The following is a 17,326-nucleotide window of genomic DNA, read 5'->3' as shown; positions in this document are numbered from 1 at the left end:
AATTGTGGTTGCAACTCTTGGATCGCACGCCCCGAAAGGCTTAAAAAAGGTAAAAGAATATGGCAGATAAATCGAACTTCGACATATTGTATACCATTGTAGACGAAGCGCCAGAGCTGGCCAGCGCTTCGTTCCTGCCCATCATCCGCAAGTTCGCATCTGCTGCGGGCGTCCGCGTTGGCACCAAAGATATTTCTCTGGCGGGACGTATTCTGGCAGCATTCCCCGAGAACCTTACCGACGATCAGCGTGTAAGCGACGATCTGGCGGATTTGGGCGATCTGGTGAAGACACCTGATGCCAATGTCATCAAGCTGCCAAATATCTCTGCCTCGGTTCCACAGTTGGTTGCGGCCGTCGAAGAACTGCAATCGCAGGGTTACGACATTCCGACCTACCCTGCAGAACCTGCAACGGATGAGGAAAAGGCGATCCGCGCCCGTTATGACGCGATCAAAGGTTCTGCTGTTAACCCGGTTCTGCGCGAAGGGAACAGCGACCGCCGTGCGGCGCGTGCGGTGAAAAACTATGCTCAGAACAACCCGCATTCGATGGGCGAATGGGCGTCGGACAGCAAGACCAAAGTTTCGTCCATGCCGGCTAATGATTTCTATGCAAACGAGATTTCGGCCACCATCACCGCAGCACAAGCAGGCGATGCAAAAATTGAGTTTGTAGGTAAAGATGGTGACGTCACCGTTCTGAAAGACGGCTGGTCGCTGGAAGAAGGAACCATAGCCGACGCGACTTTCATGTCGGTCAAGGCACTGTCTGCGTTCCTTGCAGATGCCATTGAGGATACCAAAAAAGACGGGACCATGTTCTCGCTGCATATGAAAGCCACGATGATGAAGGTTTCAGACCCGATCATCTTTGGCTATGCCGTCAAAGCGTGGCTGGCCCCCGTGTTTAAAAAATTCGGCGCGGAACTGGATGCGTTGGGTGTGAACCCAAATTCAGGCCTGGGTGCATTGCTGGAGCGTGCACAGGGCCACGCCGACATCATGGCTGCCATCAACGCGCTCAAGGCGGACCGGCCGTCCATGTATATGGTGGATTCGGACCGCGGAATCACGAACCTGCATGTCCCATCGGATGTGATCATTGATGCCTCAATGCCTGCAGTGATCCGTGCTGGGGGCAAAGGCTGGGACGAGACGGGAGCCAAAGGTGACACCAACTGTGTGATCCCAGATCGGTGCTACGCGACCGTCTATGATGAGGCGATCAAGTTCTTCAAAGCCAATGGCGCGTTGAACCCGTCCACTGCCGGAGCCGTGGCGAACGTGGGCCTGATGGCTCAGAAAGCCGAGGAATACGGTTCGCACCCGACAACTTTCGAGGCACCGGCCGATGGTACAATCCGCATCGTTCTGGCCAATGGTGAAACGTTGCACAGCCACAGTGTCGAGGCCGGCGATATCTGGCGCGCCTGCACCGTCAAAAAGGCGCCTATCGAGAACTGGATTCAGTTGGCTATGGACCGTCAGCGTCTGACCGGGTCCGAAGCGATTTTCTGGTTGGACGCAAACCGGGCCCATGACGCGGAGCTTATCAAATATGTCAAACCGGCGCTTGAGGCTGCTGGCGTGGCCGACAAGTTCCTGATCATGGCCCCGCGTGAAGCGACCCGTCAGTCGTTGGAGACGATCACCGCTGGTAACGACTCGATTGCCATTACAGGCAACGTGCTGCGGGATTATTTGACTGACCTGTTCCCTATCCTGGAATTGGGTACTTCGGCCAAGATGCTCTCCATTGTCAAACTAATGAACGGCGGTGGTTTGTTCGAAACCGGTGCCGGTGGCTCGGCGCCCAAACATGTGCAGCAGTTGGTCGAAGAAAATCACCTGCGCTGGGACTCGATGGGTGAGTTCTGTGCGTTGGGTGAATCGCTGAACTTCCTTGCTGACAGCAAAGGCAACGAGAAAGCGGGCATTCTGGGTGCGGCGGCCGAAGCAGCGACGCAGGGTATTCTGGACAACAACCGCTCACCCAGCCGAAAAGTTGGTCAGCCGGACAACCGCGACAGCCACTATTGGTTTGCACGCTATTGGGCAGAGGCTTTGGCCACCCAATCCAAAGATGCGGAACTGGCTGCCGAGTTTGCGTCACTGGCCAAGGAGCTGGCCGCCAACGAAGAGCAGATCCTGTCAGAGTTGGCCGCAGCTCAAGGTCAAGCTGCGGATTTGGGCGGCTACTATCACACGGACCCAGCCAAAACGGCGGCGGTTATGCGGCCCAGCACAACGTTGAACACAATCATCGGCTAATCGCTAACGGCAAAACAGGTGATCCTTTGCCTGTTCAAAAAGCAGAAAGGGACCGGCACAATTGTGCGGTCCCTTTTTTGTATCGCGGTCATTGTTACGGAAAGTAGAGTCGAGAAAAGTATTGCGCAATTACAATGCTTTACAATGAATTTGTTTGTACTTACGGGATTCCCCTAATAGCACGGCAGCGCTGACTGCTTTAAACCTTGGATAACAGAGAATTTCACTGGTGATGCCTCAGGGCCTTATCACTCACTCAGAGAATGACCAGCATTTGGGGTGCTGGTCATTTGCATTTTGGTTCTCAGGATTTTCGGTCAGCCAAGCAGTTCAACCATGGTTGAACACGAACACAATCTTGTGTTTACGCAAAGAAGAAGCCTGGAGACTGGGTTTTAGCCAACGCGCCGGGGTTCTGGGTTGGCAATCGGCGACTTTGTTCTGTTCGTTCCGTACATCGCAACACCTTTGTGTCGCAGATAAGACAGGCGACGCGCCTCTCGCCGGGCAAGCGCCAGAGACTCAAGGATCAGCGCGCACACGATTGACAGCATGGTTCCGACAAAGCCGGATACTGCGACAACCAAAGACGGAATTCGGTCAACCAACCCTGTTTCCAAAAACTCGCGGAAAACCGATGCGAATACGAAAAGCGAAGGTAAGAATATCAACAATGCCAAAGACAAGAAGAACGCGATTGGCTTTTCGTCTTTGATCAAAAGGCCAATCATCTTGAGAATTCGCCACCCATCTGAATAGGTGGCCAGTTTGGAGTTCGAATCCGGAAGCCGTGAGACGTATTTTGTCTCAACTTCTCCAATCGGCATGCGCATCTGCATCGCGTGCACTGTAAGTTCAGTTTCAATCTCGAACCCGTTGGAAACCGCCGGAAAGCTTTTGACAAAGCGTCTGCTGAAAATACGATAACCGGACAGCAGGTCGTTGATTTTGCTGTTAAAGAAGAATTTCACCAGCCCGCTGAACAAGGCGTTTCCAAACTTATGACCCCGTCGATAGGCTTGAATGTCGTCGTTCACCCGTGCGCCATTGACCATATCAAGGTTTTGCGAGACCAGCAGATTGATCATTTCAGGTGCTGCCATACTGTCGTAGGTCGCATCCCCGTCTGCCATGACGTAGACATCCGCATCCACGTCAGCAAACATCCTGCGGACAACGTTACCTTTGCCCTGATATGTTTCAGAGTAGACCAGCGCGCCAGCTTCTTGCGCCACTCTCGCCGAGCCGTCCGTGGAATTGTTGTCGAATACGTAAATTACCGCCTCCGGCAGGGCGGCGCGGAACTGCTTGACCGTTTCACCAATGGCAACGGCTTCATTGTAACAGGGCAAGATAACAGCAATTTCCAAACCCGGCCACGACGCCCGTGTCAGAGATCCACTTCGGATATTCAAGGCACCCTGTATCATATGTCACTCTTGCTCGCTCGGACGTGTCACTCGAGGGATGATTGCGCTTTGTTCCCAAGATGCTGCGCGTATGAGGTATTTCTGAAGCAGATAAATGGCCGAATTTTGGCATCTGAGTGAAACGCGCCGATAATTCAGCAAAAAGAGGCCGGTTCAAGAACCGGCCCCAAAGTTTCAGCTGAACCGAGGGATCAGTTCGAAGCTGCGTTCAACTTTGCGTTTTGCTCACGCAGCGTATCCGAGATGATCGCGTACCATTCACCGGATTGACGCATTTCGATCAGACCCTTGTTCATCATAGCGATGTATTCGCGCGCGAACGGGTTGGTGCGATGCGCAAGGAAGCTCATCGACGACAGTGTGGACACATAGGGGTTCTCAACGATGTCAGCCGAAGTCAAACCCATGTCTTTCATTGTCGATGCGAACAGATCAACTTCGAATGCCGCAACATCTGCGGTTCCGGTCAATACAGCGTCAAGGCAATCACGGGCCGAGCTGGGCTGAACCACAGTCGTGTTCTCGCGGTTCAGTCCCTGCTCTTCCAGAACAACCATGCTCCAGCCTGCCATACGGCAAATGGTCGAGCCTTCCAGGTCCTTGAAACTGGTCGCGCTTGCGTATTCGCTTTCCGGCAGTGTGAAGAAGCCGCCGACGATATCGTAAACCGGGACCGAAGCTACGAATTGAGTGCAGCGAGCTTCGGTTTCAGGGGACCATTCGTATGTACGGTTGGTACAATCAGGAACGGTCCATGCAATTGAAATATCAAAGGCACCAAGCGGCAACAGTGTATCCAGATGCGAACTCCAGTCGTCGACAAAGCTGACTGAATACTCACGGCTGTTTCCGGCCCGCTGAAGGCTGGTCGTTGCCAGACGGGTCATGATGCCGCCGCCATTCAGTGTTTCGGTTGTGAACGGTTCCCAGCCGTTACCAGCCACCATTTTGATCGGCGGCGCATAGACATTCGACCGCTTTACGCTGGCCGCGCGCTGTTCTTCCGCAGCGATGATTTCCTGCGCGCTTTGGCCGTTCGGCAGGCTACCGTCTTCACAGGGCAGGGCCAGCACCAGCCCAGGATTAAGAGCCCCCGGGTTTGTGATCGCGTTCCTGTTCGCGTTGAAGATTGGCTGGTAGTTCGAGGTGCCATAGGCGGCAATGGCGATGGTTGCCAATGTGTCACCATCTTGCACGGTATAGTTCGTGCACGCTTCCTGTGCAGCGGCGGCTCCCGCGCTCAGAGCTGTGATGGCAGTTGCCGACAGCGCCAGTTTCTTAATTTTCTCGTTAAACATTTCCACTTCCTCCAGACTTTTGTTTGTCAGGCCAGACGGGGCCTTATCCATTTTCCATTTGGTGACGCAGGGCGGTCGACACGATATCGCGCCATTCGCCTGACTGCTGCATGATTGCTAGACCCTGATTCAGCGTCTCTAAGATCGCTTCCCCATCAGGATTATCTTTATGGGTCATGACATTAAGCGACTTGATCGCCGCCAGGTTGGGGTTTTCGATAATCCGGTGTTTATAGCCAAGTCGTGCGATGGCTTCCTCTGCCAGATGCGCTTCGATTGCCACGATATCGGCAGTTCCGTCCATCACAGCATGAAAGCAATCATCAGGCGATGTTGGCCGCATCAGCTTGATGACGGGTTCGTAAAGACTTACCGCGTCCATATGTGAAAGCGACCAGCCTTCCGGGCGGCAAATTGTTGTCCCGGCAAAGTCGGCATAGGTCAGCGTCTGCTCGTACCCCGATCCATCGCGCGCAAAGAATGTATCCACGACTTCATAGAACGGGTTTGAGAAATCGTAGGTCTCACAACGATTGCGGTCACTTTCCGACAACGCTGCTGCATCTTCGCAATTTGGGCGTGACCAGGGGAAGGTGCCGTCAAATGCAAGTGTTGGCATCAAGAGATCCAGATGCGACGACCAATCGTTCACAAACTGAATTTTATACGCTTGTTCCGGAGCGGCACGCAGCATCGCTGTCTCAACCAGATGCGTGTAAAGCCCCCGGTTGGGCAACGCTTCGTCGGTAAACGGAGCGTAGTTCCCACCGGTAATCAACAGCAACTGACGATCACGAATTTCCGGGCGCGTTTCAGCGTTAGCATTTCTGATCAGTGCGGCGGCTTCCGAGCGGGCTGCCTCAATCTCTTCTTTTGCAGCGGCCCGTGCAGCGACGACTGCATCTTCACTTGCCTTCTTTGCCTCAGCTTCCGCTGCCGCGACACGGGCTTCCGCTTCGGCCACGGCTTTCTCCGCGCGTTCTTCTGCCGCTTTTACCAGTTCTGAGGCCATTTCAGCCGCGAGGCGTCCTGCTTCGGTGTCGGGCAACTCGGGCGCGCGCCCGACATCTTCCAGGCAAGGCAACTTCAAAACATCGCCGACACGAATGATATTGGGATTTGTGCCGATAACATCCCTGTTAGCATCGTAGATTGGCCGATAATCTTCGGTCGCGTAAACTCGGATTGCCAATTCCCGCAGACTATCGCCACGCTGAATCTCGTAGTTTGAACATGCCTCTTGCGCTGACGCCGCGCCTGTGGCGGCGGCAAGGGCAAGGCTTGATATGAATAGGTGTTTTCTCATGGGTCCTGTTGCTTTGCCTGGTTATTTTCTCGTAAGTTTTGCGACTGCGATCGACAGATTGTCCTGATCGGGGTCGCCCTTGGCCTGCACTGCCAGTTGCAAGGCTTCGGCGATTTCTTGTGCTAGCTCCTGCTGATGCAGGCGCAGAACATCCTGAATCTCAGCGTCGCTAAGATATTGAAGCCCGTCGCTGCCAAGGATCAGAATATCAGCCGGAGACACGATCAGCGGGTCTTCAGGGCAATCCACTTTTGGAATAGCACCCCCCATGATCACCGACGTCAGTTGGTTCCTGTCCAATCCCCGTGCTTCAGCTTCCGAAAGCTCACCAGCGGCCAGTTTTGCGTCGATCACGGGGGCCATCGAGTGGTCTTCGTTCACCTGTGTCAACTTGCCTTCGCGGAACAGGTAAAGGGGGCTGTCTCCGATCGAAATCCTGAACACACGCTGACCCAGAAAGAGGACACCCAACAAGGTGGAGCCCATGTTGAAACCCTGGCCTTGTGCCTCGTTATGGTCTGATATTGCTGCATTGGCTTGCATGGCAGCCAATGGCAGCGCGTCAATTGCGGCGCCTTCATTCAAGGTATCGGCTTCTAGCTCGGTATCCAGCGCGTTCCGCCAAGCGGCAATCACCATTTCCGAAGCCACTTCGCCCGCCTCGTGGCCACCCATACCGTCAGCGATCGCAATATAGCCCGCGTCCGATGCGTCGAACATGCGCGCAGCAATCGCGTCTTCCTGCGTTTCCCGCTGACCCTGGTTCAGGATCAGCGCAACATCATATGCCGGAGTAGCCAGCATCTATCAGGAATCCCGCCAATCAAAACCTTCATCGCAGAAGGCCATAAATCGGATTGATGTTTCACTGATGCGGATCAGATCACCGCTGGAGAGTGCGATTGTGCTCAGAACGGGTTTACCATTCAGGCGAACAAGGTTGGCCTTTCCGCCATGCCCTAGATAGCATTTCCGATCTTCCGGGTCATAAGCAATAACAGCGTGGTTCGAACGTGAAATGCCTGTGTCGCCGAAATCCAGTTGGATCGCCTGGTCATCGTTTCGACCGATTTGCATCAGGCCTTCGGTCAGGGTGATGCTGGCGCCCCGCCCGGGACCTGCCGTCACCACCAGCCAGCCAACCGGGAATGTTTCCTGAGCAGCTTCGGTTTTTGAGACGGGTTCTGATGTTTCGATCAATTCCTGAACATGCGTGTCCGCACGCTCAAACCCAAGGAACGTTGTTTTGACCCGCGAGCGACGGTCCTCGGCTGGGGCGGCAGGCGTGGGTTGAGCCTGTACGGCACCCTCTTCCACCACTGCCGGTTCTTGCACGGACGGGGCTGCAACCTCAGCTTCCACCGTTTCCGGCGCGCTCATTTCAGCTACATCCAGAGGCGGCGCAACTTCATCCGGTGTTTCGGCAAGCTCGTCTGCTACATGCAAAGTGATGATTTGATCGTCCGAGATATCCTCGTCATCGTCGGGGTCGGCCATCAAGTTCTTGGTATCTTGGTCGTCCTCGTCAGTTGCATCTTCAACGAAGATGGACACTTCAACCGGCTCTTCCGTGTTCTCCGCCGCAACTTCGTCGAATTCCGGCATTTTCTCTTCAGGGATAAGCTCGTCTGTTTCCTCATAGGATTCAGACGTCATGTTTCCACCGGCCAGTGCGGCACGCAGCGCGTTGAAGTCTGCGATAGGCTCCTGCTTTTCGGTTTCAGGTGCCGCGCTGTCAGTTGCATGAGCGTTTTCAGCAACATCATCTTCTTTGGATTTGCCGGCACCTTCGAGAAGCCGGCTCAGAGGGCTTTTGTATTTGAACATGGTGTCGACACCTTCGAATTGTTGGCACGGACCTTTTGTGCCATGGGGCTGCTACCTAACCCTGCGTGGAACAACGCAGAGACACTCAATTGAAAACATGGAAACTGGTACTCTCTGCGGCGGGCCGGTTCCCGCCGGGCGGCAAACTTAAAGCCACCCTCAGTAAACACACACTGGCAGATCAAAATTGAACCGGTCAGATCACTCCTGCGCTAACTGCATGGTCGCAGCTACCTCAGCACCGTTGCGCAATACGGTCAGCTTTGCCTCTGGCTGACTGTCGGAAACCAGCGCAGCCAGCATGCCATCAAGGCTTTCGGACGTATTCAATGTCATGTTGGTCTGGCTTTCGCTCAACAGAACATCGCCTTTTTGCAAGCTGCCTGTCGCCTCGGCTGGAACCGAGCTTACTTTTGTTTGCCACCCTTCACCTCCCGAGCTGCTGACTGTGAACGAGTAACCGTTCTCCAATCCGACCGAGCGCAGCACAGGCAGTGCCAGCAGGCCATTCTGCGCGCGGGTCTTTCCAAGCGGCCGGTAGCGGGCTGCAACCCGTGTAAAGCCGTCTGGGTCGACGCTTAGCTTGTCCAGGACTTGCGCCGCGAAAGAGACGTCCTGACGAACCGGGTTGCCGTTCAGAGTAAAGATCACAACTCCGGGTTCCACCCATTCGCCGATAACGCTCATGTCCTGATTGGCGTCCACACCGGTTACCGCAATTGTTGCACCTGTTGCGGTCCGGCGGCGGGACGTCTGGAAGGGGATTTCAACATCCCAATGGTGGAAAGATACCTGTTGTTCGACCGGAGTGCCGGAAGCGGCATCGGTTTTGGGTTCGTCCACAACAGCCGCAACCTCTTGTTCTGCAGGTTGTTCCTGGGCACCGGCAGTCTCGGTAGCTTCGGACGCTGTTTCTGTAGCGGTTGGTTCCGCAGGTTCAACTTGCGCCTGCTCGACAGGCTCTTCTGGTTCAGGTTGTTGCTCTGAAGCGACCGTGACGTCGGGTTCAGGTGTTTCGGCCACGGGTTCTTCCACCGCGGGCGGGTCTGCTTCGGCAGTTTGTGTGGTTGCTTCAGGCAGCGTCGTCGTAACCTCAGCTTGTTCTTCACCTTTGTCGCCGGACATCACGAAGAAACCGCCTGCAGCCAACGCTGCCACAAGCACTGCTGCACCAGCGATCATCTTGCCGCTGCCACCGGATCCGCTCTGAACCACGGTATCAACTGCGACCGGTGTTTCCGCTTTTGCAGAAATCTTGGCCATCTCGGGTTCATTCTTTTTTTCGTTTTCGCGAACAATGTCCGAGTTCCCGGCAAGCAGAGCCGTCACAACCGCTTCGGCATTTTCACTTTCGGCCTTGATCCGCGCCTTTTCTTCTTCCTTGTCCTTGCGATCCATGCCGACAATCACGGAAACCGGGCGATAGGCGAATGTATCAAACATCACGCCAGGGCCGCGGAACATGCGCAGCCAATCTAGGGCTGTCTGCAACCGGTCCGTTGCGTGTACTTCCATTGCCTTGTCGATTGCTTCGAGGAATCCGTTGGGGTATCCGTCAAAGCGGCCTGCCAATGGGGTATAAGGGTCGTCTTGCCCGTTGTTGAATGCATTCAGGCGGCTCTGGCCGTCTACCGGGCGTTCGCCACTGATTGCGTGATACAGAGTCGCGGCCAAGACATAGAGGTCACTGCTGGGCCCTTGTTCGGCACCACGGACGTAAAACTCGTGCGGCGAATATCCGTCTTTTATGACGCGCAGGGTCAACAATGCGGCCGACTTGTTTGCGGCTTGCTCACGCGCGGCACCGAAGTCGATCAGGACCGGGTTTCCGTTTTCGTCAATCAGGATGTTATCGGGTGAAATGTCACGGTGCAGCATCCCGCTTTGGTGGATGAACGACACCGCGGACAGCATCTTTTCCGTGACTTGCACGATAAAGTCAGGACCACCGTCGTTTTCCGGATTCTCAACATAGTCCAGCAGGTCGCAACCTCGGATCAGATCCATAGCGATATAGGCGGTATCGTTGTCTTCGAACACCTGATGAACGTCGACGATGTTCGGATGCACCAGACGCGCATGATTGCGGGCTTCCTGAATAAACAGGTCGATAATGGCGCGCAAATCATCCTTGTAGGACGGGTCGTTCGGCTCAACCAAGTCCCCGTTGCGACGGCACAACGCACCGGGGAAACATTCCTTGATCACGACATCACGCTCCAGGCTGTCGCGTGCTAAATAGGTGATCCCAAATCCGCCGTTGCTGAGATATCGGAGGATCTCATACTGCCCGCGCAACAGCTTTGCGCCCGGTTGCAGTCCTTCAATTTTTGGTTCGTCGTGCGTTGCACCGACAGCCTGGTTGTGGCTCATTTTAATCCGCCCGTTCTACTCATTTTGCGGCTTAATTAAACAGGGCCGGCAGCCCACGAACTCACAACCAAAAACAACCGCAGGACACTTGAGAACGGTTAGACGTTTCAAATTTGACTTTAATGGGGCCGCCTGATGGCTTCACTAAGGATCGTTTTTTCGAATATGGCATATACGGTGCTAGTGCGAAGCAATAGCACAATATATTGATTAACGGGGTGGAATAAATGAAAACTGACGACCCCAAATCGGTCTCTTGGTCTACGAATTCGAAACAATAAAGGGCCGATTCTTCGGCCCTTCGAATCGCTGAACAGCGCTTCAATCCTGATGGAAAGTGCTAGGTACCGGTTTTGGATTGTGCCGCGGCGACGGTACTGCCAGCCCATGCAAGGTTGTCACCAAGCTGTACAAGTATGCTGATTGCGTCTTTCAAAGGCGCATCTCCGCTTTCAAACTGAAGCAACAACAACAAGTCAGTCGCTTTTTCGAATTCGGCCGGAATCCAGTCAGCATCCGGATCGATCTCGCCACCTTGGTCCAGCCGTTCCGCGAAATCTTCGACGATTTCCTGGCAGCTTTGCAAAAAAGCTGCGGGTTCAATGGCAGTGGTGTCACGCAGATCTTCATAAATGCTGGCAATGGCAGCCAACCAGTCTTCAAGAATGGGGTTGTTCAGTGGCGGAAGGGCAGACCCGAGCGTTGACTGCATTGACGCAGCATCGTTGACGGAAGGTTCCGGCTCTGGCCCATTCAATGTTTCCAGGAATGGCAGAAACTCGTGCTTCAGATCCTTCCGGGCAGCGTCAAGGTCACTGCGCCGCCGGTCAGACGCCGCATCAAGGACCTTTTCCGCGAGTTCTTGGCCGCCACAGTTTTCCCAAAGATCAAAATCTGGTTCCGGCTCTTGTGCCATGGCGCGCACCGCGACGGGCGTGCCAATTGGGACCACAGCGCGAAACAGTCCTTCTTTTTCTTTGTTCAATCGAGCCAGTACCCGATCCAGAGCTGCCTGCACCGGGGGCAAATCAGCATGTGTAACTGCCAGCAGGCTGTTGGCTCTTAGCTCGGGCGGCACCTGCGCCCACAAATGCCGTTCTGTTTCACGCCATGCGCTTGTGCCGTTGGTACACCAGATGGCACAGTCGACGAATTTCAGCAGGTCCAGTGTCTGTTTGTATGTATCATCCAATGCGCCAGAGCCGGGAAGATCGAACAGTGATATCTCTTTGAGAGCAGGTGTGTTCAATCCAACCGAAATAAAGTCAGGCTCATCCGCAGCGGCCTTTTCCAGTGCTATGCCAGAATATGTCTTTGGCTCCTTGTTCCACCAGCCGACTGTCGTCTCTGGCGTATCCGCGTAGGCAACGATGACAAGTGGCAGCTTCAGGTGCTGCGGACCGGTTGGAAGGATATCCGCCCCTGCCAGCATGTTCGCAAGGCTTGACTTGCCCGCCCCGAACTCTCCGGCGAAACCGATGTTGACCGCGTTGGACAGGCGCTCGGCGTGGGCCAGGGCCCGTGCGCGCATATCTTCCAATTTCGGGTCCGACGACAGTTTTTCTGTCGTTGTCAGAAAACGCTCCAGCTGGCGCACTTCCTGTTCGGTTCCGGGAAACTCAATCATTCCGCAGCCTCTGCTTGTCGTTCGTCCACGTTGCTTGTTCCAAAGACACCATCCAACTCGTCAGCAATACGGCGCGCCCGTTCGAACGCAGCTTGTGCTTCCGCCTGAGCATTCAACTCACCCGCTCCGGAACGGTGCTCAAGATGGCCTGCCAACAGGGCCAAGTAATGATCCAGAACAGTTTTCAACCGTTCCAGAAGGTTTTCACGCGTTGTGTCGATCAGGTCATCACCAATTAACTCGAATTCCTGCACGATCATGCGCTCGGCCCGCGTCACAACACTGTTGCGCGATATCAGGCGCGACAACCAGTTTACACGCAGCTCAACGGTAATGCCACGGGTCAGGGCGGTGGTGTCCGGGCGGAACCAACGCACTGCACTTGTGTTCATGCGATTGTCGACTGGTTCCTGCCACCCTGGCAGTGCCCGCAAAGCGGCGTTGCATTGCATGTCGATCGCGTAAAGCTCGCTCAACATGCGTTGCCGCACCACTTGCGACGCGCCTTGCACCAGCTCGCGCATGTGTTCGCGTAAAGGGGTGAAATTCAACTCGGTAGCGCCGCCTTTGGCAAGCAATGGGGATTGTCCTTCAGGTCCGCGCACCACAACAAAGACGGATTCAGAGACCGTGTCGTCCATGACCCCACGCAGGTTTGAAAGAACGTCGTCCATGTCCTTGACAATGTCTTGCGATTTATCCGCAATCAGTTTGCGCAGATCGCTCAGCGTCTTGTCGCTGTCCTCAGCGGTGTGTGCACCCGCGCTGCCTTCATCTTTCAGGGCACGAAGATGTACCTGGGACCGCTCCAAATCGCCACGCGCGAAGCTGTCGAGATGCTGCCACGCCATCCGCAGCTGTTCGTTTATCGGCCCCTCCGTCAAAGCCTGAGTGACATGGCGGCGCAAGTCCGGCAAGCCTGACGCGATCATAGCAGCAAACCGCAAGACAGCCTCACGGCTGATGGGCCCCGGCCCTCGTTTGATCTCGGCCACACCGTTCAGGTATTGTTGCATCTGTTCCGGGTGCGCCCGCAACCACGCCAGAATATGATCGTGGTTCACACCGGTTTCATCGCCGGTCAGCGCATAGTGCGCCCATTGTGCGCTGCCCATCAGGACATCGATATTCGAAGTACCCAAAGCTTTTTCCAGCCCGTCTACAACATCCAGACGCACTTTTGCCGCATCTTCGGCCCCGCCGCCCAATTCATCGACACGGTTGATGAAGACAACGATCTGTCCAAGTTCCAGTGCCTGCATCAGCCGGAACAGTTTCAGGTCCGCACGCGACAACGCCTGATGCGCTGACAGAACCACCACAAAGAAATCGGATTCTTTGAGATACTGGCGGGAAATCTCCTCACGGATCAGCAGGGGGTCATTTACTCCGGGCGTATCGGTGACGGTCAGAGGGAATGGGAAATGTCCGATGTCAAAATAGACCTCGGCCTTGCGCGTGATGTCGCTGTAAAGTCCGCGATCACTGCCGGGGTCAATTGTCCCATCTTCTGCGGGGTCGTCCCCAGCGCACACGTAACGCGCCAGATCATCGGATGTCAGTTGATCCAGATCGTGATGTTGACCCAACAGCTGTTCATAACTGTCCCCCAGTCGCCGACGCGCCCGGGTCTTCATGGCTTCGACCTGCTCTTCGATCATCTCGCGCTTGTAGCTGTCCTCGTCATCCGGGAACATGTTGCGCAACTCTTCGCCTTCGGCGATCAGTGATTGCCACTGATAGTTGTCGAAGAAATGGAACTCGGCTCCTTCGGTTCGACCGTTCGGGTGCCCGAAATGCATGTCGGTGATCACGGTCGTCCAGGGGTTCACGTCCGACGGCAGGTATTCTGCCTGACCGGTGAAGCCGTTGATCAAGCGCGACTTTCCTGCCTTGATCTGCCCGACAAAGGCAACTGACGGTTTCAGTTTTCCCAGATCACCAATGATGCGCGATATGAACTGACGTGTTTCGTCATTGCTTGTCCCGTTCATGTCTTCTGCGATGCGAATAAGCTCGCGGCGATGTGTTTCACTCATTACTCTTTACCCTGACTACAAAAAAACAACGCATTGAATTAGTCGAAAATTTGAATGCTTTGGGGGCGGTCATTCCTCAGCCTCCTCCAAAGATTTCCAAAGATTGATTACCGCACCAAGTTTGCGGGCATCATGAATGGCCACAGCAATCTGTTCGTTGTCGCTCAGAACAGCCATGCCCGCACCCTTACCACCCGATGGCCGTATGACGATCAGATGTGGGCCTTCGAATTCGTCCCGGGTGTCGTTGTTCCAACCAGCAAGATCCGAAACAAAACGTGTCAAAATCTCTTGATTGGGGTGCATTCCCTCGGAAGGTTTGCAGGTTCCTTCGAAAGCCAGCGCAGTGTTTTCCATACTGTCCACAAGAACACGACCTGTGGCAAAGCGTGCAGCCCCGTCAAAAAACTGTTGCGCCAACGAATTGCCCGACCCTGCTGCCGGGGCAGGGCTGTTGTCTGAAGGTTTTTCAACGTCCGGAACGACAGACACGATTGGCTCAGAGGAAAGCTCAATTCCGGCGCAGGCGTTCTCGATCTCACTCAGCGTAATACCAACATCATCAGCCTCCAGCGTCGAGGCTGGCTTTCCAGACATCAGTTCCAGTGGGGCAGGGGCGGCTGAAATGTCTGAAATCAGTTGGGCCAGCTTGTCGACCAGCGCGGTACGTGATTCCGTTTCGAAATCTGGGATCTGCCCGGACGGCACCTGAAACACATCCGTGATCCGGGAGCTGTTTACTTCGATTTTCAGGCAGCTTCCGTTGGCCGCGGTCAGCTCCAGTCGTCTGGGCAATATCGTTCCGCGAATGAAACGCAACACAGCCGCCCGACGGGCGGTTGCAGTTTCACCGGGGACAATCACCGTCGGAGACAGGCGGGCAACCGAAGACCGCCCGATATCTTCGAGCATGTCGAGAATGTCTGTGTCCATCATACCGTGACCCCCTCTGGTCCCGTTCAGACTGCAGCCGCAACCGGCTTGAGACTGAGATGCGATTTCGTGAGCGCCAGCCCTACATTCGTGCTGTTGCGGCAGATATAGCAGACCACATGATCAGGATATTCCTTGGTCCGCAAAAAGATGTTCAACCGGTCTTTTGAAAATATCGCGATTTCCCCAAACCCGGCGTTTTCCTCATCAGTGTTTCCGGCCTCGTGCAAGAGCGCTTCAAATGCAGCGACACCCCGCCCCTGAAACAGATTGGCCACTGCTATTGCCAAAGTCTCCAGCGATTCAGCGCAATCAGAATCAGAGACACTGCTGCCCAAAAGCATGCCGGTCTCCATGTCGATATACCCGGCTGCAATGCAGTCGGGTATCGTTTCAATCGCGGTGTTCAATGCATCCTGAATGGACATTTAACTCTTTATCGTCCTTCTTTTCAGCGCCTTGATTAAGGCATCCTTATAAAACATGCCATTCTGCATTGCTGTTTTCTTTCGTTTTTGGAATGGCTTGCGGGGGGTGTCTGGACTGTTTCGCACTATATTCAACTGCGATCTGGTCAAATTCGGCAAGAAAGGCTTTGAATACATTCTGAAGCCCGACTGCGTCCTTTGGCAGGTCCTCCTTGATTGTAATTTCCCGCCACATATCCGACGCGCTAAGCGGCGACCCGGCTGCGGATTCTGGAAGATCGATGTGCGCATCGTGGCGGATATCGCGGGCGTCTTCCTCGACTGAGGCTACGACTTCTATCAAGCCGTTTGTCTCAGGCTCAGGTTCGTAATCCTCGGCGTTGTTCTCGGGCTGAGCGGCCATCAGAGCCGCAATGGAGGATACCGAGACTTCGATACCCCGATCATCACGCGATTCAACTTCCGGCGTGAAAACTTCGACTTCGTCCGCTTCGGCCGCGGCTTCACGCAGAGTCGTGTTCAACGAGGTCAGCACGTCATCAACGGGCTTGTCGCCCGTTTCAGCATCAGGAGCGTCACCCAGCAGGTCGTCAGCATTATCGGCAGCACCGAATTCACCGGACAGGTCGAACTCGTCCACGTCTTCTTCCAGACCGGCGACATTCTTCAACTCAAGAGGATCGCTTGAGGTGTCCTTGAAGAAGGCACGCAACTCGTCGCTGGTATCGGTTTCCTCAGGCATCTGCTCGGTGTCTGATACCATTTCTGCCCGCAGCCGTTCAGCGTCTTCCGGGTTGATCCGAACCCGTTCGCCTTCGTCAACGCGTCGCTCTACACGGGCTGGCCGGATGGGGAAGCTTGTTACGACATTATGATCGTCGGCTTCTGGTTGCTGTTCGTTTTCCAGCGGATTGACCAGCCGCAAAGGAGTAGCTTCGATGCCGTCCGCCAGTGCCTCTCGGTCGTCTGGTTTGCGGGCGGGGCGCAGTGGTTGAACCTTGAATGCGCCGGACTGGCTTTTGTCGATCTGGTACCGCGCCAGCTGATCGGCGCGATTGTCCATGATCTGTTCTGTGATTTCCAGAAAACTGTCGATCATCTTGCCGCCACCGCTGCGCGACCACATTTCGGCGTCGCCAGTCTTGTCGCGGGCATTGATCGCATCCCGGGCGGAAAACAAAATGGACCGGTTGAACAGATGTCCGGCTTCGCGATTGACACGTCGCAGAACCTTTTGACGGTCTTTAAGGTTTAGTGCATCCGCCCGCGTCACCAACAGCAGCGAGTTGTGTTGCAAGCGGTCCGGCAGCGAAACCCACGTTGCACGTTCGGTTTCGCGCCAGGCTTGCGTCGCATGGGTGCACCAAATGACGCCGTTTGCCTGCCCGACTGCGCGCTGCCAGACATCTGTCGAGATTTTGGGGTCCGAGATGCCGGGGGTGTCGATCAGATCGACGGCTTCCAAAATGTCTGCCTCAAGGAAGATACGAATGAACTGCGCGTCGTTGACGCCAACAGTCTCAAGCTGATCCAGTTCGATTGGCTCAACGCTTCCGTCATGTCGCTTGATATATGGTTTTTCACTGCCCCAGCTAAACCAGACCGGTGGTAACTGGGTTGCAGTAACCTGCGTTGGCAAGGTTTGCGTTCGCAGTAAAAAGTTCATCAGTGTGGATTTGCCAGCGCTGAATTCACCCATCAAAGCGAAAACCGGTTTGCGGCGGGACCACTGCTCGATACGTTCCCATGCTTTCGGTGAAACAAAGCGTGTTTGTGAATCTTTTGCCATTTT

The 17,326-nt window shown here is 54.9% G+C and carries 12 protein-coding genes; 1 reads left to right on the top strand and 11 read right to left on the bottom strand.

Annotated elements, in window-relative coordinates:
• Positions 1 to 59: 59 nt before the first annotated feature.
• Positions 60 to 2,273 (top strand): NADP-dependent isocitrate dehydrogenase, encoded by a 2,214-nt coding sequence (locus ACR0EK_RS11245; RefSeq protein WP_480899929.1) that lies wholly within the window; start codon positions 60 to 62, stop codon positions 2,271 to 2,273.
• 395 nt (positions 2,274 to 2,668) lie between these two features.
• Here ACR0EK_RS11245 and ACR0EK_RS11240 read toward each other — a convergent pair whose 3' ends face one another.
• From ACR0EK_RS11240 to ACR0EK_RS11190, 11 genes are all read right to left on the bottom strand, one after another.
• The gene (locus tag ACR0EK_RS11240; RefSeq protein WP_480967808.1) at positions 2,669 to 3,703 is read right to left on the bottom strand and encodes a glycosyltransferase family 2 protein; all 1,035 of its coding nucleotides are present in this window, start codon (positions 3,701 to 3,703) and stop codon (positions 2,669 to 2,671) included.
• A gap of 191 nt (positions 3,704 to 3,894) precedes the next feature.
• On the bottom strand, positions 3,895 to 5,001 hold the full coding sequence (locus ACR0EK_RS11235) for a transporter substrate-binding domain-containing protein (protein WP_267366224.1): 1,107 nt from the start codon (positions 4,999 to 5,001) through the stop codon (positions 3,895 to 3,897).
• A gap of 43 nt (positions 5,002 to 5,044) precedes the next feature.
• Positions 5,045 to 6,307: a type 2 periplasmic-binding domain-containing protein gene (locus tag ACR0EK_RS11230; protein WP_480483670.1), complete on the bottom strand. Its 1,263-nt coding sequence runs from the start codon at positions 6,305 to 6,307 to the stop codon at positions 5,045 to 5,047.
• A 21-nt stretch (positions 6,308 to 6,328) separates the two neighbouring features.
• Positions 6,329 to 7,111 carry a PP2C family protein-serine/threonine phosphatase gene (locus ACR0EK_RS11225; RefSeq protein ID WP_267366226.1) on the bottom strand — a complete coding sequence of 261 codons (783 nt, stop codon included), beginning with the start codon at positions 7,109 to 7,111 and terminating at the stop codon, positions 6,329 to 6,331.
• Positions 7,112 to 7,114: 3 nt separating this feature from the next.
• The gene (locus tag ACR0EK_RS11220; protein WP_480487406.1) at positions 7,115 to 8,134 is read right to left on the bottom strand and encodes an FHA domain-containing protein; all 1,020 of its coding nucleotides are present in this window, start codon (positions 8,132 to 8,134) and stop codon (positions 7,115 to 7,117) included.
• A 201-nt stretch (positions 8,135 to 8,335) separates the two neighbouring features.
• Complete coding sequence (locus ACR0EK_RS11215; RefSeq protein WP_480899933.1) at positions 8,336 to 10,507, bottom strand: serine/threonine-protein kinase; 2,172 nt, start codon at positions 10,505 to 10,507, stop codon at positions 8,336 to 8,338.
• Between the two features lie 340 nt (positions 10,508 to 10,847).
• Positions 10,848 to 12,134 carry a dynamin family protein gene (locus ACR0EK_RS11210; RefSeq protein WP_480870453.1) on the bottom strand — a complete coding sequence of 429 codons (1,287 nt, stop codon included), beginning with the start codon at positions 12,132 to 12,134 and terminating at the stop codon, positions 10,848 to 10,850.
• On the bottom strand, positions 12,131 to 14,173 hold the full coding sequence (locus ACR0EK_RS11205; protein WP_480773654.1) for a dynamin family protein: 2,043 nt from the start codon (positions 14,171 to 14,173) through the stop codon (positions 12,131 to 12,133). Before ACR0EK_RS11205 ends, ACR0EK_RS11210 begins: the two co-directional genes overlap by 4 nt.
• Positions 14,174 to 14,242: 69 nt before the next feature.
• Positions 14,243 to 15,109, bottom strand: coding sequence for a hypothetical protein (locus ACR0EK_RS11200; protein ID WP_480967807.1), 867 nt, complete (start codon positions 15,107 to 15,109; stop codon positions 14,243 to 14,245).
• Positions 15,110 to 15,132: 23 nt separating this feature from the next.
• Positions 15,133 to 15,534 (bottom strand): hypothetical protein, encoded by a 402-nt coding sequence (locus tag ACR0EK_RS11195; protein ID WP_480967806.1) that lies wholly within the window; start codon positions 15,532 to 15,534, stop codon positions 15,133 to 15,135.
• Positions 15,535 to 15,580: 46 nt separating this feature from the next.
• Positions 15,581 to 17,323, bottom strand: a complete 1,743-nt coding sequence (locus ACR0EK_RS11190; RefSeq protein ID WP_480967805.1) for a dynamin family protein — start codon at positions 17,321 to 17,323, stop codon at positions 15,581 to 15,583.
• Between the last annotated feature and the right edge of the window lie 3 nt (positions 17,324 to 17,326).

Source organism: Ruegeria sp. AE4, assembly GCF_056542185.1.
Note: the sequence above shows the minus strand (reverse complement) of the source record. Positions and strands in the feature narration are given on the sequence as shown.